This window comes from Micromonospora sp. MA102, assembly GCF_025460765.1.
Taxonomy (GTDB): domain Bacteria; phylum Actinomycetota; class Actinomycetes; order Mycobacteriales; family Micromonosporaceae; genus Micromonospora; species Micromonospora halotolerans.
Genome location: NZ_JAMWEG010000003.1, coordinates 432,346 through 457,358, shown reverse-complemented (window position 1 = coordinate 457,358; position 25,013 = coordinate 432,346). Strand labels below are relative to the sequence as shown.

Here is a 25,013-nt window from a genome sequence, read left to right as displayed (position 1 = left end):
GGGTCAGCCTGCCATGTCGCGGCGCCGCCCGCTCTCCCCCGTTTCGGTGATCAGTGCCCTGGCCTGCGCCTGCGCCTGCTCCCCACCCGGCGGTGACCCGTCGGGGGACGCCTCGGCGAGCAGGGCCAGCACCGCCCGCGCCACGGTCCGGGGCACCTCCAGCTGGGCCACGTGCCCGACACCGTCGAGCACCAGCAGCCGGCTGTCCGGGATCACCCGGGCGGCCTGCGGCGCCACCCGCACGTCGACCAGGCGGTCCTGCCGCCCGCCCACCACGAGCGTCGGCGCCCGCACCGCCGCCGCCAACCGCCACAGCGACCCCGACCCCGGCAGGTACGACCGCAGGAAGCTGGAGACCAGGCCCCGGAAGGTGCGGACGTAGGCCGCGGCGTAGTGGGCCGCCTCGTAGCGGACCCGGATCTCCTCGACCGCCTCCTGCCGGCGCTGCTCGCTGATCCGGGTCAGGTCGGCGATGCACGCCTCCATCACCTGCTGGGCCATCGCCTCGGGAGCGAGCTGGACCAGCCGCCGGGCGGCCAGCCGCTCGGCCCGGGGGATCGCCAGCAGCGGCAGCATCCGCCCCTGCAACGAGCGCCGGAAGTCCAGGAACGGCAGGGCCGGGGAGATCAGGGTCAGCGTCCGGACCAGGTCCGGCCGCAGCGCCGCCACCCGGACACAGACGGCGCCGCCGAGCGAGTTGCCGAACAGGTGCACCGGCCCCCGGTCGCTGTGCTCGATCCAGCGCACGACCCGGTCGGCGAAGGACGGCACCGTGTAGCGCTGCCCGGGCTCACTGCGCCCGAAACCGGGCAGGTCGATCGCCTGCCCGTCGAGCCGGTCGGCGAGCAGGCCGGCCAGGTCCGTCCAGTTCTGCGACGAGCCGCCGAGGCCGTGCACGTAGAGCGCCGGCTCCGCGCCGGGCGCGGTGGCCGGGGTGTCCCGCACGTACGTCACCGTGCCGTCGAGACGGACGTTCCGGCCAGGCCAGGGCGGCGGGACGTGGTGCGCGGGCAGGAGATGGTCCGGCCAGAGAGCGGCGGGCTTCATGACACCAGTCTTCCCGGACCGAGCCCGCCCGACACCGCCTCAGGCGAGCAGCGCCTCCAGCCGGCGGTTCACCGCGGCCAGGGTGGCCCGGACCACGGCCTGCCGGGGATCCCCGGCGACCAGGGCGGAACCCGCCAACTGCTCCACCCAGCCGTCGCAGACCAGCAGCACGACGACGGTCGCCACCTCACAGTTGCCGAACGGCACCACGGCGGTGTGCTCGACGAAGCACCGCCCCCGCTCGCCCGCCGGTGCGGCCTGGCCGAGCAGTTCGTCCACCGCGGCGGCCGCGGCCACGGCGCAGAGCCGCAGCACGTAGCCGTCGACGGCCGGCCCGGTGGAGTGCCCCTCCGCCGTGTGGTCCCCCGCGATCAGGCGGACCTCCACGGTGGCGTCGAGGCCGAAGGTGCTCACCTGGACGTGGTCGATCACCACCCGGGGCCCGGGCAGGCCGCCGGTGTCCAGCGGTCGCGACGGCGCGGTCTCCGTCGTGCTCATCTGCCCGCCGGAGTACGAGGTGCCGAGCGTGGCCGGGCTGCCGGTGGGTGTGCCGGCCGGGGCGGTCGCGAGCGAGGACTCCTCGACCGCGGCGCGGCCCCGGTGGCCGCCGGCCTGCCGGCGGCGGCGCAGCGGCTCGACCCCCGCGTCGGTGTCCTCGGCCGGCGCCTCGGCGAGCCGGCCGGGGCGCGCCTCGGGCCCCGCGAACCGGCCCTCACCGGACCGGTTCTCGGCCGGCCGGTTCGGGCCGGACCGCGGGCCGGCCGGGTCTCCGGACGGTCGGGACTGCGGACCGGTCAACTCCTCCACCGGGCCGGGCCTCGGGTCGGCCACGTCTCCGGCCGGGCGGGACCGCGCGGTGGACCAGGCCGGACCGGGCACGTCCTCCGCCGGACGGGACTGCGGAGCCGACCAGGTCGAGCCGGGCACGTCCTCCGCGAGGCGGGACTGCGGGGCCGACCGGGCCGGGCCGGGCGGCTCCTCCGCCGGACGGGACTGCGGGCCGGGTCGCGCCGGGTCCGGCCGGTCCTCGGCCGGGCGGGGCTCCGCGGGACGGTCGGCGCGCGGCTGGGCCGACCGGCGGCGGACCGGGGGCGGCGGGGTCGACGGGGCGCCGGGCAGGTTCTGCGGGGCGGCGGCCAGCCCCATCCGCTCCTGGAGCAGCCGGGCGACCACCCGGCTCACCTCGGCCGGGTCCGCGCCGTCGGCGAGGTCCAGCCGGAGGCTATGCGCCCCGGCCGGGGTGCGGCGCAGCGCCGCGTCCCGCACGCCGGCCACCTCGCGGACGGCGTCGAGGATGGCGTTGACGTCGAAGCCCTCCGGCCGCTCGCGCAGCGGCGCGGGTTCGTCGTCCCGGCGCAGGTGGGTGGCGATGCGGGCGAGTTCCGGGGTCTCGGCGGGTGGTTCCACGGCGGGCGGCTCCGGCACGACGGGCACATCCGGCTCGGCGGGGACGCGCTGCGGCAGCACCGGGGTGAGGTCGGCCGCCTCGGCGGCCGGCGGCGGCTCCGGGGCGGACCGGCGGGCCGCGTACGGAGGCGCGCTGGTCGGGGTGGGTGCGGGGGCGCGGTCGACGGGGACGGGCGGTGGGCCGGCCGGTTCGGCGGGCGACCGCTCGGCCCCGCCCGGCAGCCGGTACGGCCGGGCCTCCCGCTCCTCGGCGGCGCGGACGGGCGGCGCGGGTGGGTAGCCGGTGGGCGGCGGGCCGGTGGGCGCCTCGTGGGGCACGGGCGGCGCGCTGGTCGGCGTGGTGTGCGGGGGTGCGCTGAACGGGGTCACCGGCACGGGCGGTCCGGCCCAGGTTGGCCGGTCGGGGAACTCCCGGACGGCCGGCTCGGGCGCGGGGCGGGCCTCGGGCGCCTCGTACGGCCGGGACGGCTCCGGACGCGGCGCCTCATAGCCCGCGGGCGGCTCGACCCGGGCGGGCTCGTAGGGGCGGGCCGGCTCCGGGCGCGGCGGCTCGTAGCCGGCGGGGGGCTCGACCCGGGCAGGCTCGTAGGGCCGGACCGGCTCGGGCGTCCACTCCTCGCGGGCGGCGCGGCGGCCGGTCGGCTCGTCCTCGCGGGCGGCGCGGCGGCCGGCGGGCTCCTCCTCGCCGGCCGGGCGGCCGGTCGGCCCGTCCTCGCGCGCCCACGGCGGCGCCCAGCCCTCGCCCCAGCTCGACCGGTTCCAGGCCGGGCCGGACCACGGCGGTTCCCCGGCCGGCCCGGCGGCCCGGTCGCCGGCCGCGGCGCGTGGCTGCTCGGCGGCCGGCCGGCGCTCCTCGGCGGCACCGGCGTCGGGGCCGGCGGGCGGCGCAGAGGTGGGCCGGTCGGCCCAGCCCCGGGAGAGCGACGGCGCCTCGGCCGGGGGCTGTTCCCGGGGGAAGTGATCGGCCCGGCCGGCGGCGGGCGGCGGCTCGGTCGGGGGCTGCTCCGGCGGGAGGCGGTCGGCCCAGCCGCGGGACAGCGAGGGTGCGGGTTCGGACCGGTCGGCGGTCGGGGCGTGGAAACCGGGGGGCACCTCGAAGCCGGAGGCGGCGGCGCCGACCGGCGGCACCTGGAGGGCCGGCGGCCCGGAGATCGGGCCGCTGTCCGCCCAGCGCGCGGCGCGCCCGGGCGGATCGTCGGAGACGTGCCGGGAGGGGCCGGGATCCGCCTCGGCGGCCGGCTGCTCGACCGCGGGCGCCGGCCGCTGGGCCGGCACGATGAGCCGGTCGCCGCCGGTCTCCCGCGGCGGCTCGTCCGCGGGCGGGGCGCTCACCGGCGCCTGGCGGGTCACGGGGGGCTCCTCCCCGGCGTGGTGCACACCGTTGACGTGGCGGCCGTTGGCCCGTCCGGGCGGCTCCTCGGCGGTCAGGCCGGGCAGCGGGGCCGGGAGGTCGCCGTGCCGGGGGGACGAGGCGCCCCAGCCGGTGGTGAGGTCGGTGCGGGGCCAGCTGCCGGGCGCCGGCGCGCCCCGGGCCCAGCCGGTCGCCGGGGGCGCCCACCCGCTGCCGGCGTGGGCAAGGTCGTCCTGCTGACCCGTGCCGTCGCCGTGCTCTCCCGGGGTGGCGGCTCCGGGTTGCCCTGATTCACTCACCGTGCGCTCCTTGGTCGCCCCCGCTGAGGCTACCGTGTGGTGACAGTGGCGATAAGTTACAGCGGCGGGCCAATTCCGCGACGGGTTCACGAACCCGGACCGGTTCGGGTGATAAGTGCCGGCTCGTACACAGAAACTCGGAGGTTCCCATGACCGCTGTGGGGAACGGTGCGCAGACCGCCGGCCGGCCCACCCGCCTGCCCCGCTCGGCGCGGCGCAAGCAGCTGCTCGCCGCCGCCCAGCAGGTGTTCGTCGCGCAGGGCTACCACGCCGCCGCGATGGACGACATCGCCGAGCGGGCAGGTGTCTCCAAGCCCGTGCTCTACCAGCACTTCCCGGGCAAGATGGAGCTCTACCTGGCGCTGCTGGACACGCACTGCGACGCCATCGTGGCGAAGGTGCACGACGCCATGCGCGGCACCAACGACAACAAGGAGCGGGTCGGCGCCTCGGTGCGTGCGTACTTCGACTTCGTCGACCACGAGAGCGAGGCGTTCCGGCTGGTCTTCGAGTCGGACCTGCGCAACGACCCGGCCGTGCGGCAGCGGGTGGAGCGGGTCGAGCAGGGCTGCATCGCGGCGATCACCGACACCATCATCTCGGACACCGGGGTGAGCCGGGCCCACGCCGAGCTGCTCGCCTCCGGCCTGGTCGGCGCCGCCGAGACCGCGGCCCAGTTCTGGCTGGCCGGCGGTCGCCAGGTGCCCAAGGCGGAGGCCGAGGCGCTGGTCGCGGCCCTCTCCTGGCGGGGCATCGCCAGCTTCCCGCTGCAAGGTGAGTCAGCCTGAACATCGGGCCGCCAGATCGGATAGCCTTCCCACGGTGGCTTTTTCGCCCCAGTTGAGGAGGCACAGTGGAGGTCAAGATCGGCGTGCAGTACGCGCCGCGGGAGCTGGTCCTGGAGAGCGCGCAGTCGCCGGCCGAGATCGAGCAGATCGTGACCGACGCCGTCGCCAAGGGTGAGGGCGCCCTCTCCCTGACCGACGAGAAGGGCCGGCGGGTCATCGTGCCGATCACGAAGGTCGCCTACGTCGAGATCGCGGAGGCCTCGCCCCGCGCGGTCGGGTTCACCGTCCGCTGATACCGGTCGGCCCGCCCTCGCGGGCTGCCATCCCCGGCCGGCCCGCCGTGGCGGGAAGCCCGTCACGGCGGCGCCCGGCGTTCAGTTGTTCAGCCCCGCGGCGGTCATTCGCGCGGTGTGCGCGTCGGTCAGTCGGCGGAACAGCGCCGGCACGTCCACGCCCTCCCGGGAGATCAGCGCGGTGAGCGCGCCCCGGTCGGCGGCGGCGACCCGACCGGCCTGGGAGAGGGCCTCGCCGACCAGCCGCCGGGCCCACATGGAGAGCCGGTTGGCCACCCGGGGTTCGGCCTCGATGGCGGCCCGGATCTCGGCGGCGGCGAACTCGGCGTACCGCGAGTCGTGCAGCACGTCGAGGATCAACCGCCGGTCAGGTCCGTCGAGGCCGTCGGCGATCCCGCGCAGGAAGTCGTCGCTGATGGCGTCGCCCACGTACGCCTTGGTCACCGCCTCCGGCCAGTCCTTCGGCTCGGTCGAGTCGTGGTAGGCCTGCAACGCCTCGACGTAGGGGGCCATGGCCTCGTCGGGTGTCACGCCGAGCGCGGTGATCCGGTCGGCGATCCACCGGTAGTGCGCGATCTCGGCGGCGGCCATCTCGCTCAGCGCGGCCCGGCGGCGCAGGTTGGGGGCGAGGCGGGCGTCGGCGGCCAGCCGGTCGAAGGCGAGCAGTTCGCCGTAGGCGACGAGGCCGAGCAGGTCGACCAGGGCGGGGTCGGGGGCGGACACGAGCGCAGGCTACCGCCCGTACGCAAGAGAGCCTTTTCAGTGACTCAGGTCACACCGGTCACCCCCGGGCGCGATGCCGTCACCCGGAATCAGGACGGCTCCCGGGCAGTTCAGGTAGGATGAGACAGTTGCCGTGGGCACCGATCCGGTCAGCTCAGCTGATCAGCACCGGCCCCCGGAGCGCGTGCGGCCCGGTCCGGCTCGGCGTAACCGCCGCCGACCGTGTGGCCCGCGCCATACCGTTCGCGCCCTGAGGACATGACGGGGCGCACCACGAGAGGGCACCCCCAAATCCATATGAGCGAGCAGATTCAGGGCCACGAACTGGCCCCCACCGCTCCGGTCCGTCCGGAGGCTCCCACCTTCGCCGAACTCGGCGCCCGACAGGAGACCGTCGAGGCGCTGGCCGCCGCCGGCATCACCCGCGCGTTCGCCATCCAGGAGTACGCGCTGCCGATCGGGCTGCGCGGCGTCGACCTGATCGGCCAGGCGCCGACCGGCACCGGCAAGACCCTCGGCTTCGGCATCCCGCTGCTGGAGCGCGTCTTCGCGCCCTCCGAGGGCAGCGACGGCGTGCCGCAGGCACTGGTCGTCGTCCCCACCCGTGAGCTGGGCCTGCAGGTCGCCAAGGACCTCGACGCCGCGGGCCGCACCCGGGGCGTCCGCGTGCTGCCGATCTACGGCGGCGTCGCGTACGAGCCGCAGATCGACGCGCTGCGCAAGGGCGTCGAGATCCTGGTCGGCACCCCCGGCCGCCTGCTGGACCTGGCCAAGCAGAAGCACCTCCGGCTGGACCGGGTGCACGCGCTGGTGCTCGACGAGGCCGACCGGATGCTCGACCTGGGCTTCCTGGACGACGTCGAGAAGATCCTGGCGATGCTGCCGGAGGACCGGCAGACCATGCTCTTCTCGGCCACCATGCCGGACCCGATCGTCGCGCTGTCCCGGCGCTTCCTGCGCCGGCCGGTGACGATCCACGCCGGGCACACCGCCGAGACCGGCCCGTCGCCGCAGACCCAGCAGCTGGTCTACCGCACCCACTCGATGAACAAGGTCGAGATCGTGGCGCGCATCCTCCAGGCGGAGGGCCGCGGGCTGACCATGATCTTCACCCGCACCAAGCGGGCCGCCGACCGGGTGGCCGAGGACCTCGACTTCCGCGGTTTCGCGGTCGCCGCCGTCCACGGTGACCTGGGTCAGGGGGCGCGGGAGCGGGCGCTGCGGGCGTTCCGGGCCGGCAAGATCGACATCCTGGTCGCCACCGACGTGGCGGCCCGCGGCCTCGACGTCACCGGCGTCACGCACGTCATCAACTACGACTGCCCCGAGGACCAGGACACCTACACCCACCGGATCGGCCGCACCGGCCGGGCCGGGGCGTCCGGTGTCGCGGTGACCTTCGTCGACTGGGACGACATGCCCCGCTGGCGGATCATCGACAAGACCCTCGGGCTCGACATGCCCGAGCCGCCGGAGACCTACCACACCTCCGCGCACCTCTACACCGACCTGGACATCTCCCGGGACGTCAGCGGCACCCTGCCGACCGCCGAGCGCACCCGCGCCGGCCTGTCGGCCGAGGCCGAGGAGGACCTGGGCGGTGGCCGGTCGCGGCGCGGCGAGCGCGGCTCGCGGCGTAGCGACGGCCGGGGCGAGAGCCGGGGCGACGGCCGGAGCCGGGAGCGCCGCCGGGGTCGCGGCGACGACGCCGACGCCCCCGCCGAGGGCGCGCCCACCGAGGCGTCCGCCGAGGAGGGTGCCCGCAGCCCGCGTCGCCGCCGGCGCCGCCGGGCCGGCGAGACGGTCGCCGGCGAGCCCACCGCGGTGATCTCCGCCGAGGGTGGTGCCGAGCCGGCCGCCGCGGCCGTCGAGGGCGAGTCGGCCACCAAGCCGCGCCGCCGCCGGCGCCGCCGTGGTGGCAGTGGCGGTGGCACCGGTACGCCGGCCGAGGCGACCGCCGACTGACCTGCGCGAGACCCTGACATCCCCCCGCACCGGCCTCCGGTGCGGGGGGATCGTCGCCTGTAGCCACCGCCTTCGCTCCGCTGCGGCCGGCGCCACACTGTCGGCCGTCCGGTGTCGCCTCCAGGGCAGAGAGCGGAAGCGCGCCGCCTGACCCGGGCCGGGCCCGGGAGGCGACCGTCCTCCGCTGCCGGGCGGGCGGCGGGACCACGCACGGCCGGCCGGCCCGGAAGGCGGCGGCCGAGAGAAGGAAGAGGAAGCCATGCCGGAACCGCTGGACGCCGCGCTGAGCGAGGTGCGGGCGCTGCTGCTCGACCCCGCCCTGACCCGGGCGGTCGCCGCCGGGCGTCGCCGTGGCCAGCGCCCCTCGGTGGTCCGCGCCGAGCTGCGTCCGGTCACCCTGAAGGGCGGCCCGCGGCTCCAGATCTCGACCTCCGACGGGGCCCGCCCGTACACCCGGAACGTGGCACCGGGCGCGGAGGCCGACGTGGCGGTCGACGCGCTGCTGGCCGAGCCCTTCGGCAACTGGCACGTGGAGACCGCCGACAGCACGCTCCAGCTCCGGGTGACCAAGTCGGGCGAGGCGCAGGTGCACCGGGCGGCGGCGAGCCGGCCGGCACCGGAGCCGGGCGGCCACGACCGGGCCAAGGACTGGCTGCTCGACCCGGGCGACCCGATCTTCGCCGAGATCGGCGGCTCGGCGGCCAAGCGCCGGCAGGTGGACGCGTTCCTCCGGGCGCTGGCGGCCACCCTGCCGGACGACCTCACCGGGCCGCTGCGCGTGGTCGATCTCGGCTGCGGCAACGCCTACCTGACCTTCGCGGCGCACCGCTACCTGACCCAGCGGGGGCTGGACGTGACGCTGGTCGGGGTGGACGTCCGCGAGGACCAGCGCCGGCGCAACACCGAGCTGGCCGAGCGGCTGGGCTGGGCCGACCGGGTGAGCTTCGTGGCCGGCACGATCGCCGACGCGCAGGTCGAGCCGGCTCCGGACCTGGTGCTGGCGCTGCACGCCTGCGACACGGCGACCGACGAGGCGCTGGCCCGCGCGCTGCGCTGGGACGCCCGCTGGGTGCTCGCCGCGCCGTGCTGCCACCACGACGTGGCCGCCCAGCTCCGGTCCCGCCCCGCCCCGACGCCGTACGAGCTGCTCACCCGGCAGGGCATCCTGCGCGAGCGGTTCGCCGACGTGCTCACCGACGCGCTGCGCGCCGGCCTGCTCCGGCTGAACGGCTACCGCGCCGAGGTGGTGGAGTTCGTCGACTCCCGGCACACCCCGCGCAACCTGCTGATCCGGGCGCGGCGCACCGGTGGCGCGCCGACCGACGACCAGCGCGCCGAATATCGCCAGCTCGTCGACCAGTGGGGTGTGACGCCCCGGCTGGAGACGCTGCTCGCCGACCGCCGCTAGCGGCGGCGGTCACCCCGGTTGCGCTCCCCCCGCTCGAACGCGGGCACCCGGTCGCCGGGCCCCCGGTTGCCGGACCGGTCGGCCTCCGGCGACCCGGTCGGGAACGGCACCACCTTCCCCGACTCGTCGGCGTTTCCGGCGGCGGCGAACGCGTTCCACGAGATGTCGACCAGCAACCGCTTCAGCTCGGCGTGGCGGACGGCGGCGCTGTGCTGGAGCGCCATCCGCGCGCCCAGAACCACGCCGACAAGCGTCGTGGTGATCGCTCCGGTGGCGGCGATGAGGTGCACGCCGGTCGCCGGGCCGCCGCGCACCGCCAGCACCAGCAGCCAGATCCAGAAGCCGAGAGCGAACACGCCGGCCTTGGCCACGAAGAAGAGGCTGATCGCGCCCGGGCGGTAGGGCACGGGACGGTCCGGCTCGGCCATGCTGCTCCTCGTCGTCGGTCATTCGCTGCTCAACGGGTCCGTCGAGTTTAGTTGACGACTCACAACTGTCTATGCCCGTAGCGGTCCCGCCCACGGGACCTTCCGACCGATCAGTCAGTTACTTATCCGTGCGGGCGTACTAGGCTCGGTGCCCATAGTCGGGTGCTCCGGCGGAAAGGGACTGACCCCGGGGATGGGCTCCGCAGAGGTTTCGCCGCAGATGGCCTTCGCGCGGTTCGTGCGACGCGCCATCGATGACGCCCGCGAGGAACGCGGCTGGACGGTGACCGATCTCGCCACGCACACCGGCGTGGGGCGGTCGACCGTGTTCCGTTGGCTGGCCGGCGACTGGCAGGACTACCCCGAACTGGCCAAGGTGCGCGGCTTCTGCGCCGCCCTCGACCTGCCGGTGGCGGCCGCGTTCCGCGCGCTGGGCCTGCCCGACGCCGGCGCCGCCCCGCGCCGCCGGGGTGCCGAGGACGGCCCGGTGGAGGCCGACGTCCGGGTGATCCTGGAACGGTTGGCCGATCCGAACGTCCCCGCCGAGGAGAAGCACCACATCCGCGACCTGCTCCGCTACCTGGCCCGCCGCCCGGTCCGCCGGGCGGGCTGACGGCTCAGGCCACCGTCACGGTGAACGCGGCCGTGCGCACCACGCCGCCGACCTGGAAGTCGAGGAACATCCGGTAGCGGCCCGGCCCGGGCGCGGTCAGCCAGAAGGTCACCGCGTCGCCGTCCCGCACCGGCTCGGGGTGCACGTGCAGGTAGCCGAGGTCGCCCTCGCGGAGCGCGACCAGGTGACCGTACGCGCCGAGGTAGGGCTGCAGCGGCGCGGCCGCGCCGCCGGACCCGGTGACCCGGAACCGCAGCGGCACCGACTGCCCCACGGTGGGGGTGCCCGCGTAGCCGACCGTGAACCCGTCGACCGTGGCCGAGGTGGCCGGGGCGGGCAGCGGCCGGGGCGCGTACCCGCCGGGCGCGGCCAGGTCGGCGCCGAGGGTCACGGCGGTCTGCCGGCCGTCGTCGGCGACCGCGGTGAAGTCCGCGTACGCCCGCCAGGCGCCCGGCTCGGCCAGCGTCAGCGGCACCGACCAGGTGCCGTCGGCGGCCATCGTCGGGTGCAGGTGCTGATAGCCGGTGAGGTCGCGGCGCACCACGATGAGGTGCATCGGCTTGTCGTGCACGACGGCGAACCGGGTGACCGCCCGCCGCCGCTCGTCCTTGATCTGGAACCGCAGCTCACCCGCCCGGCCGGGGGTGAACTCCACGCCCGACGGGGCGAGCGTGTAGCCGGCCGAGCTGATCGACAGCCCGGCCGCGTCGGCGTCGCCGCCCTGGGTGACGGTGGCCCCGCCGTGCGAGTGCGCCCCGGTGCCGGGGGCGTGGCTGTGCTCGGCGGCCACCGCCGCCGCCCCGGTGCGGGTCGGGTTCGGCGGCGGGTTGAGCCGGCCGAGACCGAAGCCGAGCAGCACGGCGAGCACCAGTCCACCCACCACGAGGGCGAGCCGCAGCGTCGACCGGTCCACCTCGACGGGCCCGCCGGCCGCCCGCGCACCGGCGACCGGCGCGTCGTCGGTGACCGGCGCGTCGGTGACCGTCGTGTCGGGGCCGGCGAGGGGCGGTGACTCAGGCAACGCCGGAGACCAGCTCGTAACCCGCCTCGTCGACGGCGGCGCGGACGGAGTCGATGCCCAGCGGCGCGGCGCTGGTGACCGTGGCCGTGCCGGCGGTGAGGTCGATCCGGACCTCCTCGACGCCCGGCAGGGCGGACAGCTCCTCGGTGACCGCACGGACGCAGTGTTCGCAGGTCATCCCGGTGACGGCGTACGTCTGGACGACGGGTCGCTGCTCGGTCATGCGCCCACGGTACCGCCGTCGGGCCCCCGGCCCGCCGGTGGTCCGCCGACGGTGGCGACGCTCGCATTCCCGGACCGGCCGGAACTTTCCGCACCCGCCGGGCGACGGTTCAGCCGGCCACCGCGAGGGCCAGCGGCAGCACGTCTGGCGCGCCGGCCCGGCGCAGCAGGCGGGCCACCATGCTCATGGTCCAGCCCGAGTCGACCAGGTCGTCGACGAGCAGCACCGGCCCGTCCAGCCCGGGCAGCGCGTCGGCCAGGTCGGCGGGCACCGCGAAGGCGTCGTGCAGCGCGCGTACCCGCTGGGCGCTGTTGCCGCGCGGCCCGCCGAGCCCCGACGGGCCGGTGGGAACGACCCGGCCGAGCAGCGGCAGCCGGCCCACCGCGGCGATCCGCTCGGCGAGCGAACCGACCAGCAGCGGCCGGGTGCGGGAGCCGACCGCGATCACCCCGACGGGGCTGCGCGGCCACGGGTCGTCGCCGTGCGCCCACGCCTTCAGCACCTCGACCACCGCAGCCGCCACGTCGTCGGGGACCGGGCCGTCCGCCGCGTCCGGCCCGACCAGGCCGCGCAGCCGTCCGCCCCAGCCCAGGTCGGACAGCCGCCCCACGGCCCGCCCGGGCAGCGCCTGCTCCGCCGGGGCGATGCGCCCCTTCAGGGGTACGCCGACCGCCTCCAACCCGGTGGGCCAGAGCTTCTTCGGCGCGATCTCCACGCCGGGGCGGCCCAGGAAGGTCTGCGCGGCGGTGAGCGCGGCGTCGGACACGTCCGTGCCGAACAGCGGGGCGGCGCAGTTGTCGCACCGGCCGCAGTCCCCCGCCCCCGCGTCGTCCAGGCACTCCCGCAGGTAGCGCATCCGGCAGCCGGTCGTGGCCGCGTACTCCCGCATGGCCTGCTGCTCGGCGGTGCGCGCCTCGGCGACGCGGCGCAACCGGGCCTCGTCGTAGACCCAGGGCTCGCCGGTGGCGAGCCAGCCGCCGCGCACCCGGCGGACCGCGCCGTCCACGTCGAGCACCTTGAGCATCAGCTCCAGCCGGGCGCGGCGCAGGTCGACCACCGGTTCGAGGGCCTGGGTGGAGATCGGCCGTTCGCTGTCCAGGGCGGCGAGCACGGCCCGGACCTGCTCCTCGGGCGGGAAGGCGAGCGAGGCGAAGTACCGCCAGATGGCCGCGTCCTCGACCCCGGGGAGCAGCAGCACCTCGGCGTGCTCGACGGCCCGGCCGGCCCGGCCGACCTGCTGGTAGTAGGCGATCGGCGAGGGCGGCGCGCCCAGGTGCACCACGAAGCCGAGGTCCGGCTTGTCGAAGCCCATGCCGAGTGCGCTGGTGGCCACCAGCGCCTTGATCTTGTTGTCGAGCAGGTCCTGCTCGGCGGCCCGCCGGTCGGCGTCCTCGGCCTGACCGGTGTAGGCGGCCACCGACCAGCCCCGGGCGCGGAGGAACTCGGCGGTCTCGCCGGCCGCCGCCACGGTGAGCGTGTAGATGATCCCGGAGCCGGGGAGCCGGTCCAGGTGGTCGGCGAGCCAGGCCAGCCGGTGCGCCGGGCTCGGCAGATCCAGTACGCCCAGCCGCAGCGACTCCCGGTCGAGGGTGCCGCGCAGCACCAGAGCGTCACCGAGCTGCTCCGCGACGTCCTGGGTGACCCGGGCGTTGGCGGTGGCCGTGGTGGCGAGCACCGGGGTCCGCTCGGGCAGGTTGGCGAGGAAGGTGCGCAGCCGGCGGTAGTCGGGGCGGAAGTCGTGCCCCCAGTCGGAGACGCAGTGCGCCTCGTCCACCACGAGCAGCCCGGTGGTGGCCGCGAGCTTCGGCAGCACGCCGTCCCGGAAGTCCGGGTTGTTGAGGCGTTCCGGGCTGATGAGCAGCACGTCCACCGACCCGGCGTGGATCTCGGCGGTGATCTCGTCCCACTCGTCGAGGTTGGCCGAGTTGATGGTGCGGGCCCGGATGCCGGCCCGGGCCGCCGACTCGACCTGGTTGCGCATGAGCGCCAGCAGCGGCGAGACGATCACCGTGGGGCCGTGCTCGCCGCCCTCGCGCAGCAGCGCGGTGGCCACGAAGTAGACGGCCGACTTGCCCCAGCCGGTGCGCTGCACGCAGAGCACCCGCCGCCGGTCGACCACCAGCGCCTCGATGGCCCGCCACTGGTCCTCGCGGAGCCGGGCGTGCTCACCCGCCAGCCGCCGCAGCACCGCCTCGGCGCGCTCCCGGACAGCCATCCGATCCTGACCCATCCGGCATTTCTACCAGGCGACCGGCGGGGAGCCGAGTGTCGAGGGCCGGGCGGGCGGTAGCTCGGGCGGCAGGAAGAGCAGCACGTCGCGGAGCAGTTCGGTCGCGCCGGGCGGCAGGTGGCACCGCCCGGCCAACTCCTCCAGCGACCCGTACGGGCCGCGCAGCCAGCGGTCGACCGCGATCTGGCGGCGCTGGTCGACGGTCAGCCCGGGCAGCGTCGCCAGCACCGGCTCGGGCACCGCGTTGACGTCCACCAGGCCGCCGTCGTCGTAGCCGCGGGGCAGGTCCGGGCGGCCGATACGCAGCTCCGCCCGGGCGGCCGGGTAATGGTGCAGCAGGTAGCGGGCCTGCTCGCGGCGCAACCGCCGCTGCGCGTCGGTGCGCTGCCGGCCGGTCCAGAACAGCTCGCCGATGGCCGCCCAGAGGGTGGGGTTGAGCAGCACCACGTGCGCCGCGCCGAGCAGCCAGCAGATGCCCATCGCGATGACGAAGTAGAGCGTCTCGCCGTCGGTCGGCTCCTCGTTTTCCGGCGTCGTGACCGCGAGGACGAACACGCTGAGGACGAGCAGGAAGTAGCCCAGGCCGGCCAGCGCCAGCCGCCAGCTCCGCCGCCACAGCGCGTACCCGAGGACCACCGCCCAGGTGAGCGAGCCGAACGACACGAGCACGGTCGCGGTGCCGGCGACCGTCGCGGCGAGCCGAACCCACCCGGGTGACCGTCGTTCGGCCGGCGCATCGGTCGGCTGGTTCATGGCGACCAGGAGGGCGTGCGGGACCGGGGCCACCGGCCCGGCGCCGCCCCAGCCCGGCGGGGCCGGCGGGGTCGGGGTGGGAGCGGGGGCCGGTCCGGGGGCGTCCCGGGTCGAGGCGGTGGGCACCGTCCCGACGGGAGCCGCTTCCGGCGCGGGCGCCAGCGCCCCGTCCGGCGGGACCGGCCCGCCGGCATCGGGGACGCCACCGGCCCGGGGAGCCGGCACGGCCTCCGGCGCGGGCGGGGCGGCGGGCGGGGCGGGCGGGACCGCGGACGGCGCGGGCGGGGCGGTTGTCGGGGCCGGGGCGGTGGGCGCCGACGGCGGGAGGAGGGTGGGATCGGAGCGGAGGATGCGCCGGTGCAGATCCTGGAGGGCCTCGCCGGGCTCGATGCCGTACTCCTCGCGGAGCAGGTCGGCGAAGTCGCGGTAGGCAGCGAGCGCCTCGGCCTGCCGGCCGCTGCGGTGCAGGGCCAGCATGAGCTGGTGGCGCAGCCGCTCCCGGACCGGGAACTCGGCCACCAGCTCGACGAGCCGGCCGACCAGCTCGCCGTGCCGGCCGCCGGCCAGCTCCAGATCGGTGCGCGTCTCCAGGGCGACGGCCCGCAGCTCCACCAGCCGGTGCCGCGCCGCGTCGAAGTACGGGCCGGCGAACCCGGTGAACGGCTCACCCTGCCACCGCTCCAGGGCGGCGGTCACCTCGGCGAGCGCGTCCTCGGTACGCCCGGCCGCGTGCCACTGGCGGGCCCGGTGCACGCCCCGCTCGAAGCGGACGGCGTCCACCGCCTCCGGTGGGATCCGCAGCAGGTAGCCGGCGTCGGTGAGGGTCAGCACCTGCCCCGGTGTGCGCGGCGACCGGTCGGGTTCGAGCACCCGGCGCAGCCCGGCAACGTACTTCTGCACCACGTTCGGGCCGTTCGCCGGGGGTTCCTCGGGCCAGACCGCGTCGACGATCTGCCCGGTCGGGACGGGACGGCCCGCGGCGAGCAGCAGCACGGCCAGCACGGCCCGCTGCTTGCCGGGGCCGAGGTCGAGCGGGCGGTCCGCGTACCAGGCCCGTTGCGGGCCGAGGATCTCGAAGCGCAACGCCTCTGACATGCGAGTTTCCGCTCCTGTACCCCCGGTCGCCCCGCCGCGCCGGCCCGCGGCAGTCGGACGGCAGCATAACGGCAGCGGGACGGCCGTGGCGGCCGATCTGATCCAGGTGCAACAGCCACCTGGGAAAGTGAGTCAAACGAGATGACGCAGCGTACCGGCACCGCCGCCACCTTCCGGCGGGTCGCCCTCGCGACCGCCGTGCTGGCCACCACCGCACTGGCCGCGGGGTGCGGCACCGGCGCGAGCACCGGTTCCGACCCGACCCCGTCCCCGTCGGCCGACCCGAAGGCCGCGCTGCTGGCCGCCGTGCCGGACGAGAAGGATCCGGCCTTCCGCTTCTCCACGGTCGACGGCGCCGACAAGCTGACCGGCGTGGTGGACCCGGCCGCGCACGCCGTGGAGCTGGGGATGTCGGAGAAGAACGACGACCCGGAGTTCACCATGAACATCACGTTCCGGCTCATCGACGAGGACGTCTGGATGCGGGTGAAGCTGACCGGCGCCGCCGGCCTGCACGACATGCTGAAGCTGCCGAAGCGCTGGATGGCGCTGGACCGGACCAAGCTGGACGACGCCTCGGAGATCCCGGTCTACGACGGCGCCGACCCGGCCAACACCGCGGCGATCATCCGGACCGCGGAGACGGTCGAGGACAAGGGCAACGGGACGTACACCGGCTTCGCCGACCTGGCCGACAACGTCGATGTGCAGAACTCCTTCAGCGGGGTGGACGTGGCCGCGCTGGGTGAGGCGGCGAAGAAGGTGCCGTTCACCGCGGTGGTCGGCCCGGACGGCAACCTGACCACGCTGACGCTGGACATCCCGGCGGTCGGCAAGCAGAAGGCCACGAAGCTGGTCGCCCGGTACTACGACTTCGGCAAGGCGCCGAAGCTCACCGCGCCCGCCGGGGACCAGGTGCAGAAGGCGCCCGCGTCGGCGTACGAGATGTTGAAGGGCTGACCGCGACGTGGACAGGGGCGGCGGCCACACGGGGGGCCGCCGCCCCTGCTCGCGTATCCGTCAGCGGCCCAGCACGGAACCGCCGTTCACGCCGAACACCTGGCCGGTGACGTAGCCGGCGGACGGGCCGACCAGGTAGCGGACAGCCGCCGCGATGTCGTCCGGCACGCCGGCCCGGCCGACCAGCGTGGCGGCCACCCGCTTGGCGTGCCCCTCCGGGGTCATCCGGTCGCCGAAGAACTCGGTCTCGGCCACGTACCCGGGGCTGACCACGTTGACCGTGATCTGTTCCGGACCGAGCTGCGCGGCCAGGTCGTACGCCCAGCCGTGCAGGGCGGCCTTCGCCGCCGAGTACGGCCCGCCGCCGCCCCGCTGCGCGGCGATGGAACTGAGCAGCACCACCCGGCCACCGGGCCGGCGGAGGGCGGGCAGCAGCGCCTCGGTGAGGAGGACCGCGGTGAGCACGTTGGCGTCCAGGTTGGCCCGCCACCAGCCGGCCACGTCGGCCAGGGTGTCGGTCGGCCCGCCCAGGTAACCGCCGGCGTTGTTGACCACCGCGTCGACGGTCCGCTCCCCGACCGCCTCGACCACCGCCGCGACCTGTGCCGGATCGGTCAGGTCGGCGGCCACTGCGGTGACGGCACCCGCCCGCCCGGCCTCCTCCGAGATCCGCGCGGCGGCCTCGGCGAGAACGTCCCCGCGCCGCCCGACGATCACGATGTCGTACCCGTCGTCAACGAGCCCTCGCGCGACGGCGGCCCCGATCCCGGTGCCACCCCCGCTGACCACGGCCAGCCTGCTCTCCGCCATGCCCACCTCCCGCTCGACTTCCGTTGATCATGAAGTTATCGCCATCGACCACGGCGTGTCGTGACAATAACTTCATGATCAACGCCGGTGGGGCCCGGCGGGGCGGGCGGGTCAGCGGCGGCGGGACAGGGCCGTCAGGAGGGGTTGCAGGCGGGTGCGGAGGCTGGCCAGGCCGCCGGGGAAGAAGTACACCGCCAGGATGAACACCGTGCCCAGGACGAACAGCGGCTGGCTCAGCGGATGGCTCAGGAACGCCGGGAGGCTGTTCACCGCGTCGCTGGTGCCGAAGGCGGTGAGGCGGTGGTCCAGGTACATGTAGAGGATGCCGCCGAGGACCGGGCCCCAGCGGGTGCCGGGACCGCCGAGCACCACCATGACCAGCAGGGACAGGGTCAGCTCCGACGAGGTGACGTGCGGGCTGGCGCCGCCGACGATCAGGCAGTAGACCACCCCGCCGGCCGTGGCCAGGCCGCCGGCCAGGGTGAACGCGACCAGCTTGAACCGGTACGGGTCGAGCCCGAGCACCCCGATCCGCCGCTCGTCGTCGCGCAGCCCGGCCAGCACCCGCCCGGTCGGCGAGCCGCTCACCCGGTGCACCACGAGGACCACCAGAGCCAGGTACGCCAGCGCCAGCCAGTACAGGTTCACCGTGTTGGTGACCCCGACCAGGGCGGCCGGCAGCCCGGAGACGTCCAGCGGCAGCCCCTCCTCGCCGCCGGTGAGGCCGCCGAAGTCCCGGGCCACCAGGATCGCCCCGACCTGCGCGAAGGCGAGCGTCACCATGGCGAACGCGATGCCGACCGTGCGGAGGGCGACCGCGCCGAGCAGCGCGGCGAGGATCGTCCCGCCGGTGACGGTCAGCAGCGCGGCCTGCCAGAGCGGCAGACCGGCCCGGGTCACCAGCACGTCGGTGCCGTAGACGCCGGCGGCGAAGTAGAGGGCGTGCCCGAAGGAGAGCATGCCGGTCCGCCCGAACAGCAGGTCGTAGCCGGCCGCCAGGCCGCCGAAGACCAGGCAGATGGCGAGCAGTTGCAGGGTGCCCGGCGAGTTCAGCGGCCCCTCGAAGATGCCCGGCAGGTTCACCGTGGAGTACGGCAGGATCGCCGCCACCACGAGGGCGACCAGCGGCGCGTACGGGCGCAGGCCGTGCCAGCGGGCGTGGCCGGGGGTCAACTCGTCGGGCACCGCGGCGGGCGGCGCCGCCACCTCGGCGCTCTTGACCTCGGTCATGCGTGAGCCACCTTTCCGGCCAGGCCCTGCGGACGCAGCAGCAGCACCACGGCGAGCAGACCGACCACGCAGAGGTCACCCAGCCCGGACGTGCCGTAGTAGTTGACGAACTGTTGCAGCAGCCCCACCGCGACCGCCGCGTACGCGGACCCGACCACCGAGCCCATGCCGCCGATCACCACCACGATGAACGCGAAGATCAGCAGTGAGCCGCCCTGCCCGGGCGAGACGGTGCCGAAGTAGACCGAGCCGAGCGCGCCGGCCAGCGCGGCGGCCGCCCCGCCGATCGCGAAGACCAGGGTGAACGCCTTGCGCACGTCGATGCCGAGCGCGGTCACCATCTCTCGGTTCTCCACACCCGCCCGGATGATCAGGCCGTACCGGGTGAACCGCAGGAACGCGAGCAGCGCGCCGAGCACCACCGCGGCGGCGACGATCAGCAGGAGCCCGGCGTTCGGCACCTGGGCGCCCAGCACCGAGGTCACGTCCCGGGTCCAGCCGGGGCGCGGGAACGGCCGCGCGTCGGCGCCCCACGTGGCCTGGAGCAGCGCCACCCCGGCCAGCGACAGGCCGACGGTGACCAGCACCTGCTCGATGGTGCGGGAGTAGAGCGGCCGGATCAGCACCAGCTCGACAAGCACGGCCACGGCCGATCCGGCGAGCACGCCGAACGCGACGGCCACCAGGAACCCGAGGCCGTCCGAGCCGGCCCCGGGCAGGTTGCCCGCCGCCCACCAGGTCGCGTACGCCCCGACGCCCAGAAAGAGGCCGTGCGCGAAGTTGAGCACGTCGGCCAGGCCGAAGACCAGGGAGAGGCCGGAGGCGACCAGGAAGTAGAGCGCCGCCAGGCCCAGCCCGGTCAGCGTCAACAGGATCACCGTGCTCACGCGTGCACCTCCCCGGAACCGACACCCAGCAGCGACTTCGTCAGCGCGGTCTCCAGCAGCAGGTCCTGCGCGTTGCCGGTCCAGGCGACCTGGCCGGCGGAGAGCACCACGGCGTCGCGCGCCAGCCGCCGCACCACGGCCAGGTTCTGCTCGACCAGCAGCACCGGCACGGATTCCGCGACCCGTTCCAGCACCTCGGCCACCTCGGTCACCACCTTCGGCGCCAACCCCTTGGTCGGCTCGTCGACCAGCAGCAGCCGGTTGTCGTTGAGCAGGACCCGGCCGATCGCGAGCATCTGCTGCTGCCCGCCGGAGAGCGAGCCGGCCCGCTGCCGCCCGCGCCGGTCCAGCTCGGGGAAGAGGGCGTAGACCTTGTCGTACGCCGGGGTGGTGCCCCGCCGCTCGGCCAGCCGCAGGTTCTCCGTGACGGTGAGCCCGGCGAAGACGCAGCGGTCCTCCGGCACGTAGCCGAGCCCGCCGCGGACCAGCCGGTGGGTGGGGCGGGCCAGCAGGCTCTGCGCCCCCATCCGGACGGTGCCGCGCACCTCGCCGTTGCGCGGGGTGAGCCCGACGATCGCGCGCAGCGTGGTGGTCTTGCCGACGCCGTTGCGGCCGAGCAGCACGGTCACCCCGGTCGGGGCGACCTCGAACGACACCCCCTGGAGGATGTGCAGCCCGGCGATACGCACCGACAGGTTCTCGACGCTCAGGACAGGTTCGGTCACAGCGCCTCCCCCAGGTACGCCTCCTGCACGGTGGCGTTCGCCATCACCGTGTCCGGGGTGTCGCAGGCCAGCAGCGCGCCGTGGTGCATCACGGCGATCCGGTCGGCCAGTTCCAGGATCACGTCCATGTGGTGCTCCACCATGAGCACCGACCGGCCGCTGTCGCCGGTCAGCGACTTGATCACGCTGACCAGCTCGGGCACGTCCTCGGCGCTCACCCCGGCCATCGGCTCGTCCAGCAGCATCACCCGGGGCTCACCGGCGAGCAGCAGGGCGATCTCCAGCTTGCGCTTCTCGCCGTGGGCCAGGGTGCCGGCCAGCGCCGTACCCCGGTGGGCCAGGCCCACCCGGTCGAGCGCCGCGTCGGCGGCGGCGGCCACCTCCCGGTCGGCCGCCGCCCGCCGCCACAGCTTCATCGAGCCACCCCGGTGCGCCTGTACGGCGAGCCGGACGTTCTCCCGCACCGTCAGCGACCCGAAGACCGAGGACGCCTGGAAGGTACGCCCCAGACCGAGGCGGGCCCGCCGGTGCGTCGGGAGTTCGGTGACGTCCGCCCCGTCCAGCAGGATCCGTCCCTCGGTGGGCCGGCGCAGGCCGGTGATCAGGTTGAACAGGGAGGTCTTGCCGGCGCCGTTCGGCCCGATCACGCCGAGGAACTCCCCGGATGCGAGGTCGAGGTAGACGGAGTCGACGATGGCGACCTCACCGATCCGCCAGGTCAGACCGCGGGTGGCGAGCACTGGTCAGCCCTTCATCTGCGCGACCGGCGGCGCGCTCTCGTCACCGGTCAGGGTCTTCTGCGCGGACGCCGTGAAGGCGGTGCCGCTGCCGGACAGCTTCGCCTGGTACATCGGCTGGAGCAGCGCGTGGTCCTCGGCGCGGATGGTCATCTTGCCCTTGACGCCGTCGAACTGCCAGCCTTCCAGCGCCTTGACCATCTTGTCCACGTCGTCGCCACCCTCCTGCACGGCGCGGACGACCATCTGGGCGGCCGCGAAGCCGTCCGGGTGGAACAGGTCGAGCGTGCCGCCCGGGATCTTCGCCTTGGCGGCCTTGGCGGCCTCGGTGTCGCTGGCCCCGTCGAAGTAGTGCGACAGGAAGGAGATCTTGCTGCCGGCCGCCCCGAAGGTGGGCCAGGAGGCGCGGATGTCCAGGCCGGTGACGACCGTCGTGGAGGAGAGCACACCCTGCTGGTCGAGGGTCTGCCACATGGCCGGGGCGGTGGTGCCGGCCCAGGCGACGAAGAGCAGGTCCGGCTTGGCGGCCTTGATCTGGCTGGCGAACGGGGTGAACTCGGTCGCGCTGGCCGGGGCCCGCACGCTGCTCACGGTCGCACCGGCACCGCCGATGACGGCCTTGACGGCGGCCTCGTTGGCGTCACCGAAGGCACCGTCCTGGGCGAAGACGACCACCTTCTTGCCGGCGGCGTCGCCGATGAACGACTTGGCGGTCACCACGTCCTGGTACGACTGCCGGCCCGAGCGGAAGGTGTACTTGTTCGCGCCGGTCACCGCGTCGGTGGCGGCCGGACCGGAGATGAACAGCACCTTGTTCTGCGCCGCGATCGGGGCGACCTGGAGGGCCACGCCGGACGAGGTGGACCCGGCGATGATCTTCGTGCCCTTGCCGATCAGGTCCTTGGCCGCGGAGACCGCCTTCGCCGGGTCGCCCGCGTCGTCGACCTCGGTCAGCTCGACCTTCCGGTCGCCGACCTTGCCGGTGCCCTTCGTGGCGAAGTCGAGGCCGGCCTTGAAGCCCTCGATGTACTGCTTGCCGTAGCTGGCCAGCGGCCCGGACTGGGAATACACCAGGCCGACCTTGACCGGTGCGGCGTCGCCGCCGCCGGAGGCGGTGTCCTGCGGGCTGCCACAGGCCGTGGCCGCGAGCGCGGCCGCCATCACCGTGGCGGCGGAAAGGAACACCCGTCGCGTGTGCCGGATCGTCATTGCGACTCCAGGTGGGGACAGGGGGAAGTGTCAGTTGTCGGCTCACGCTAGAAGTGACGTCACGCACGGGCTATGTGGCCGAAACACACAAGTAACCCAGGTGGGGTGGCCCGCCGTTACAAGCACCCCGGAACGGTGGATCCGTCCCCCGGTCCCGGTGGCCGCCGCCACCACCGGGCGGGACGCCACTGTGTCGCGCCCCGCCACCGCCAGCCGCGCGGTCGGCAGTCGCCTTCATGGTCGGCCGGGAGCGGGCAGCGCCGGATCGCCGACGAACTCGCCGCGAAGATCAGGGTCGGGGAGCTGGATCCGGATGACACGCTGCCCGCCACCCGGGCGTTGGCCGAGGCCCACGGCGTCCACATGAACATGACCTCCCGCGCAGTGTCGTTGCTGCACGGCCGTGAGCTGATCACCGGCCGACCGGGGCGCGGCACCTACGTCGCCGAGCGACCCGGGCGGTAACTCGCGAGCCGCTACGGACCTGATGTCGTGAACGACTCACGTCCACCCGTGCCCGATCCAGCCTGCCGTCGCCGCCCGCTGCGAACAGGGATCCGGCCGGCCCGGGCCGTCCCGGCCGGCTGACTCAGCCGTCCGTTCCTGAGTCGTTTCCGACATCAGCTCGACAGGCATCCACGAGGACACGGTCACCGACATCGGCACGCCGCGCCGGCGCCGGCAGAGTGACATGGTCCGTCCGATCCATCCACGTCATCAAGTTCGTACGGACATGAGACCGGCCCGGGTTGGTCGCCAGTTGGTCGGTTCCCGACCTGCCGGTGAATCTCCGGACGGAAGATGACCTGGTGCGCCGCCTGCTCCGGAACCCCGTACGGCTGGTGCCGTTCGGGTTCCTGGCGGTGATCCTGCTCGGCACCGTCCTGCTGATGCTGCCCTGGGCCACCAGCGAGAGCCGCTACACCCCGTTCGTCACGGCGCTGTTCACCTCGACCTCGGCCGTCTCGGTGACCGGGCTCGCCGTCAACGACACGCCGAACTACTGGAACAACTTCGGCCTGGCCATGATCACGGTGCTCACCCAGCTCGGCGGCCTGGGCATCCTGACCGTCGCGGCGCTGGTGATCCTGGTGGTCTCCCGGCAGCTCGGCCTGCGCAACCGGCTGCTCGTGCAGGCCGAGACCGCCGAGTTCGGCGTCGGCGACGTGAGCTGGCTGCTGGTCCGGATCGTCGCCACGGTCCTCGTCACCGAGGCCCTGATGACGGTGGTGATCACCGGGCGGCTCTGGCTGGTCTACGACTATTCCCCGGGCCGGGCGCTCTGGTACGCCAGTTTCCACGCCATCCAGGCGTTCAACAACGGCGGCTTCACCCTCTACTCCGACGGCCTGGTCGCCTTCTCCCGCGACCCCTGGGTCGCGCTGCCGCTGGGCCTCGGCGCGATCGTCGGCGGCCTCGGCTTTCCGGCGCTGTTCGAGGCCGCCCGGCTCTGGCGGCGGCCGCGCCGATGGGCGGTCGCCACCAAGCTGACCATCTGGGGCAGCGTCGTGCTGATCGGGTTGGGCTTCCTGTTCCTGCTGCTCGCCGAATGGACCAACCCGGCCACCATCGGCACCTACGACGCGCCGGGCAAGGTGCTGGCGTCGTTCACCCAGATCGCGCTGAGCCGCACCGGCGGTTTCGACGTGATCAACACCGACCGGCTCGCCGACGAGAGCTACCCGCTGCTGATCGTCCTCATGTTCATCGGCGGCGGCAGCGCCAGCACCGCGGGCGGCATCAAGGTCTCGACGTTCTTCCTGCTCGCCTTCGTGATCTGGGCCGAGTTGCGCGGCGAGCCGGACGTGAACGTGGGTGGCCGGCGGGTCGCCACGGCCAGCCAACGCCAGGCGCTCACCGTGACGCTGCTCAGCGTGGCGCTGGTGGTCCTCGGCACCATCCTGCTGATCCTGTTCACCGACAACCTGCGCAACTTCGCCGCGCTGTTCGAGGTGACCTCCGCGTTCAGCACCACGGGCCTGTCCACCGGCCTCGCCCCGGAGCTGTCACAGCCCGGCAAGTACGTGCTCATCGTGCTCATGTTCATCGGCCGGGTCGGCCCGCTCACCCTCGGGTCGGCGATCGCGTTGAACACCCGGCGTCACCTGTACCGCTACCCGGAGGAGCAACCCGTTGTCGGCTAGGAGGACGGACGACAGCAGCGTCGTGGTGATCGGCCTGGGCCGGTTCGGCTCCCGGCTGGCCGGCTCGCTGCTGCAACTCGACCAGGACGTGCTCGCCATCGACCACGAGCAGGACCGGGTGCAGCACTGGGCGTCCCGGCTGGACCGGGTGGTACAGGCGGACACCACCGAGGAGAACGTGCTGCGCCAGGTGGGCGTCGCGGACTTCCGGCGGGTGGTGGTGGCCATCGGCGCGTCGGTCGAGGCGAGCGTGCTCACCGTGCTCGCTCTGGCCGAGTTGGGCATCCCGCAGATCTGGGCGCGGGCCACCTCGGAGAAGCACGCGAAGATCCTCAACTCGGTGGGCGCGCACCACGTCATCTTCCCGGAGGCGGAGACCGGCGATCGGGTGGCGCACCTCATCGTCAGCCGGATGCTCGACTTCATGGAGTTCGGCCACGACTTCGCGATCGCCAAGGTCCGGGTGCCCCCGTCGCTGGTCGGCCGGTCGCTGCGCGAGCTGACCCCGACCGACCGGTACGGGGTGATGGTGGTCGGCGCGAAACCCGCCGGTGAGCCGTTCCGCTACGCGGACCCGGACACCGTCCTCGAGCCGGAGAGCGTCCTCATCGTGGAGGGCCCGATCGATCGGGTGCAGCAGTTCGCCGGGCTGACCTGACTGTCACTT

At 74.7% G+C, this 25,013-nt stretch carries 23 protein-coding genes; 9 read left to right on the top strand and 14 right to left on the bottom strand.

From position 1 onward, the window contains the following. Positions 1 to 3 precede the first annotated feature (3 nt). Together NFX44_RS08710 and NFX44_RS08705 are read right to left on the bottom strand one after the other, a co-directional pair. Positions 4 to 1,047, bottom strand: coding sequence for an alpha/beta fold hydrolase (locus NFX44_RS08710; RefSeq protein ID WP_262282996.1), 1,044 nt, complete (start codon positions 1,045 to 1,047; stop codon positions 4 to 6). A 39-nt stretch (positions 1,048 to 1,086) separates the two neighbouring features. Then, positions 1,087 to 4,104, bottom strand: a complete 3,018-nt coding sequence (locus NFX44_RS08705; protein ID WP_262282995.1) for a hypothetical protein — start codon at positions 4,102 to 4,104, stop codon at positions 1,087 to 1,089. Between the two features lie 149 nt (positions 4,105 to 4,253). Between NFX44_RS08705 and NFX44_RS08700 the strand changes: the two genes are divergently transcribed. Beyond that, entirely contained in the window at positions 4,254 to 4,892 is a 639-nt protein-coding gene (locus tag NFX44_RS08700) for a TetR/AcrR family transcriptional regulator (protein ID WP_262282994.1), read from the top strand. A gap of 65 nt (positions 4,893 to 4,957) precedes the next feature. Further along, on the top strand, positions 4,958 to 5,185 hold the full coding sequence (locus NFX44_RS08695; RefSeq protein ID WP_262282993.1) for a DUF3107 domain-containing protein: 228 nt from the start codon (positions 4,958 to 4,960) through the stop codon (positions 5,183 to 5,185). 81 nt (positions 5,186 to 5,266) lie between these two features. On the opposite strand, the gene NFX44_RS08690 is transcribed toward NFX44_RS08695, so the two are convergent. Continuing rightward, positions 5,267 to 5,908, bottom strand: coding sequence for a ferritin-like domain-containing protein (locus NFX44_RS08690; protein ID WP_262282992.1), 642 nt, complete (start codon positions 5,906 to 5,908; stop codon positions 5,267 to 5,269). A gap of 297 nt (positions 5,909 to 6,205) precedes the next feature. On the opposite strand from NFX44_RS08690, the gene NFX44_RS08685 reads away from it, so the two are divergent. Both NFX44_RS08685 and NFX44_RS08680 read left to right on the top strand, forming a co-directional pair. Continuing rightward, positions 6,206 to 7,873, top strand: a complete 1,668-nt coding sequence (locus tag NFX44_RS08685; RefSeq protein WP_262282991.1) for a DEAD/DEAH box helicase — start codon at positions 6,206 to 6,208, stop codon at positions 7,871 to 7,873. Between the two features lie 259 nt (positions 7,874 to 8,132). Then, the gene (locus NFX44_RS08680) at positions 8,133 to 9,281 is read left to right on the top strand and encodes an SAM-dependent methyltransferase (protein WP_262282990.1); all 1,149 of its coding nucleotides are present in this window, start codon (positions 8,133 to 8,135) and stop codon (positions 9,279 to 9,281) included. Here the strand turns inward: NFX44_RS08680 and NFX44_RS08675 are convergent. Further along, a complete protein-coding gene (locus NFX44_RS08675) occupies positions 9,278 to 9,709 on the bottom strand; it encodes a hypothetical protein (protein ID WP_262282989.1) in 432 nt (143 codons plus the stop codon). The two genes, NFX44_RS08680 and NFX44_RS08675, sit on opposite strands and share 4 nt — an antisense overlap. Positions 9,710 to 9,902: 193 nt before the next feature. Here NFX44_RS08675 and NFX44_RS08670 point away from each other — a divergent pair, with 193 nt between their 5' ends. Then, entirely contained in the window at positions 9,903 to 10,322 is a 420-nt protein-coding gene (locus NFX44_RS08670; protein ID WP_262282988.1) for a helix-turn-helix domain-containing protein, read from the top strand. Between the two features lie 4 nt (positions 10,323 to 10,326). Here the strand turns inward: NFX44_RS08670 and NFX44_RS08665 are convergent, their stop codons facing one another. The 4 genes from NFX44_RS08665 to NFX44_RS08650 form a co-directional block, all read right to left on the bottom strand. Then, positions 10,327 to 11,343 (bottom strand): hypothetical protein, encoded by a 1,017-nt coding sequence (locus tag NFX44_RS08665; RefSeq protein WP_262282987.1) that lies wholly within the window; start codon positions 11,341 to 11,343, stop codon positions 10,327 to 10,329. Continuing rightward, positions 11,336 to 11,566, bottom strand: a complete 231-nt coding sequence (locus tag NFX44_RS08660; RefSeq protein ID WP_262282986.1) for a heavy-metal-associated domain-containing protein — start codon at positions 11,564 to 11,566, stop codon at positions 11,336 to 11,338. The genes NFX44_RS08665 and NFX44_RS08660 overlap by 8 nt, the downstream gene beginning before the upstream one ends. A 109-nt stretch (positions 11,567 to 11,675) precedes the next feature. After that, a complete protein-coding gene (locus NFX44_RS08655) occupies positions 11,676 to 13,796 on the bottom strand; it encodes a RecQ family ATP-dependent DNA helicase (RefSeq protein WP_262282985.1) in 2,121 nt (706 codons plus the stop codon). 9 nt (positions 13,797 to 13,805) lie between these two features. Beyond that, positions 13,806 to 15,644 (bottom strand): AfsR/SARP family transcriptional regulator, encoded by a 1,839-nt coding sequence (locus tag NFX44_RS08650; RefSeq protein WP_262282984.1) that lies wholly within the window; start codon positions 15,642 to 15,644, stop codon positions 13,806 to 13,808. Between the two features lie 141 nt (positions 15,645 to 15,785). Here NFX44_RS08650 and NFX44_RS08645 point away from each other — a divergent pair, with 141 nt between their 5' ends. Further along, entirely contained in the window at positions 15,786 to 16,604 is an 819-nt protein-coding gene (locus tag NFX44_RS08645; RefSeq protein WP_262282983.1) for a hypothetical protein, read from the top strand. Between the two features lie 60 nt (positions 16,605 to 16,664). On the opposite strand, the gene NFX44_RS08640 is transcribed toward NFX44_RS08645, so the two are convergent. The 6 genes from NFX44_RS08640 to NFX44_RS08615 all read right to left on the bottom strand — a co-directional run bounded on the left by NFX44_RS08640 (position 16,665) and on the right by NFX44_RS08615 (position 22,202). After that, positions 16,665 to 17,414 carry an SDR family NAD(P)-dependent oxidoreductase gene (locus NFX44_RS08640; RefSeq protein WP_262282982.1) on the bottom strand — a complete coding sequence of 250 codons (750 nt, stop codon included), beginning with the start codon at positions 17,412 to 17,414 and terminating at the stop codon, positions 16,665 to 16,667. Positions 17,415 to 17,525: 111 nt separating this feature from the next. Continuing rightward, positions 17,526 to 18,644 carry a branched-chain amino acid ABC transporter permease gene (locus NFX44_RS08635; protein WP_262282981.1) on the bottom strand — a complete coding sequence of 373 codons (1,119 nt, stop codon included), beginning with the start codon at positions 18,642 to 18,644 and terminating at the stop codon, positions 17,526 to 17,528. Further along, positions 18,641 to 19,531: a branched-chain amino acid ABC transporter permease gene (locus NFX44_RS08630; RefSeq protein ID WP_262282980.1), complete on the bottom strand. Its 891-nt coding sequence runs from the start codon at positions 19,529 to 19,531 to the stop codon at positions 18,641 to 18,643. The genes NFX44_RS08635 and NFX44_RS08630 overlap by 4 nt, the downstream gene beginning before the upstream one ends. Next, entirely contained in the window at positions 19,528 to 20,256 is a 729-nt protein-coding gene (locus NFX44_RS08625; RefSeq protein ID WP_262282979.1) for an ABC transporter ATP-binding protein, read from the bottom strand. The genes NFX44_RS08630 and NFX44_RS08625 overlap by 4 nt, the downstream gene beginning before the upstream one ends. Further along, the gene (locus NFX44_RS08620) at positions 20,253 to 20,996 is read right to left on the bottom strand and encodes an ABC transporter ATP-binding protein (protein ID WP_262282978.1); all 744 of its coding nucleotides are present in this window, start codon (positions 20,994 to 20,996) and stop codon (positions 20,253 to 20,255) included. Before NFX44_RS08620 ends, NFX44_RS08625 begins: the two co-directional genes overlap by 4 nt. Positions 20,997 to 20,999: 3 nt before the next feature. After that, positions 21,000 to 22,202: a substrate-binding domain-containing protein gene (locus NFX44_RS08615; RefSeq protein ID WP_262282977.1), complete on the bottom strand. Its 1,203-nt coding sequence runs from the start codon at positions 22,200 to 22,202 to the stop codon at positions 21,000 to 21,002. 135 nt (positions 22,203 to 22,337) lie between these two features. Between NFX44_RS08615 and NFX44_RS08610 the strand changes: the two genes are divergently transcribed. The 3 genes from NFX44_RS08610 to NFX44_RS08600 all read left to right on the top strand — a co-directional run bounded on the left by NFX44_RS08610 (position 22,338) and on the right by NFX44_RS08600 (position 25,004). Continuing rightward, positions 22,338 to 22,667 carry a winged helix-turn-helix domain-containing protein gene (locus tag NFX44_RS08610; RefSeq protein WP_262282976.1) on the top strand — a complete coding sequence of 110 codons (330 nt, stop codon included), beginning with the start codon at positions 22,338 to 22,340 and terminating at the stop codon, positions 22,665 to 22,667. 344 nt (positions 22,668 to 23,011) lie between these two features. Next, positions 23,012 to 24,346 carry a TrkH family potassium uptake protein gene (locus tag NFX44_RS08605; RefSeq protein ID WP_262282975.1) on the top strand — a complete coding sequence of 445 codons (1,335 nt, stop codon included), beginning with the start codon at positions 23,012 to 23,014 and terminating at the stop codon, positions 24,344 to 24,346. Continuing rightward, complete coding sequence (locus NFX44_RS08600; protein ID WP_262282974.1) at positions 24,336 to 25,004, top strand: TrkA family potassium uptake protein; 669 nt, start codon at positions 24,336 to 24,338, stop codon at positions 25,002 to 25,004. The genes NFX44_RS08605 and NFX44_RS08600 overlap by 11 nt, the downstream gene beginning before the upstream one ends. Positions 25,005 to 25,013 lie beyond the last annotated feature (9 nt).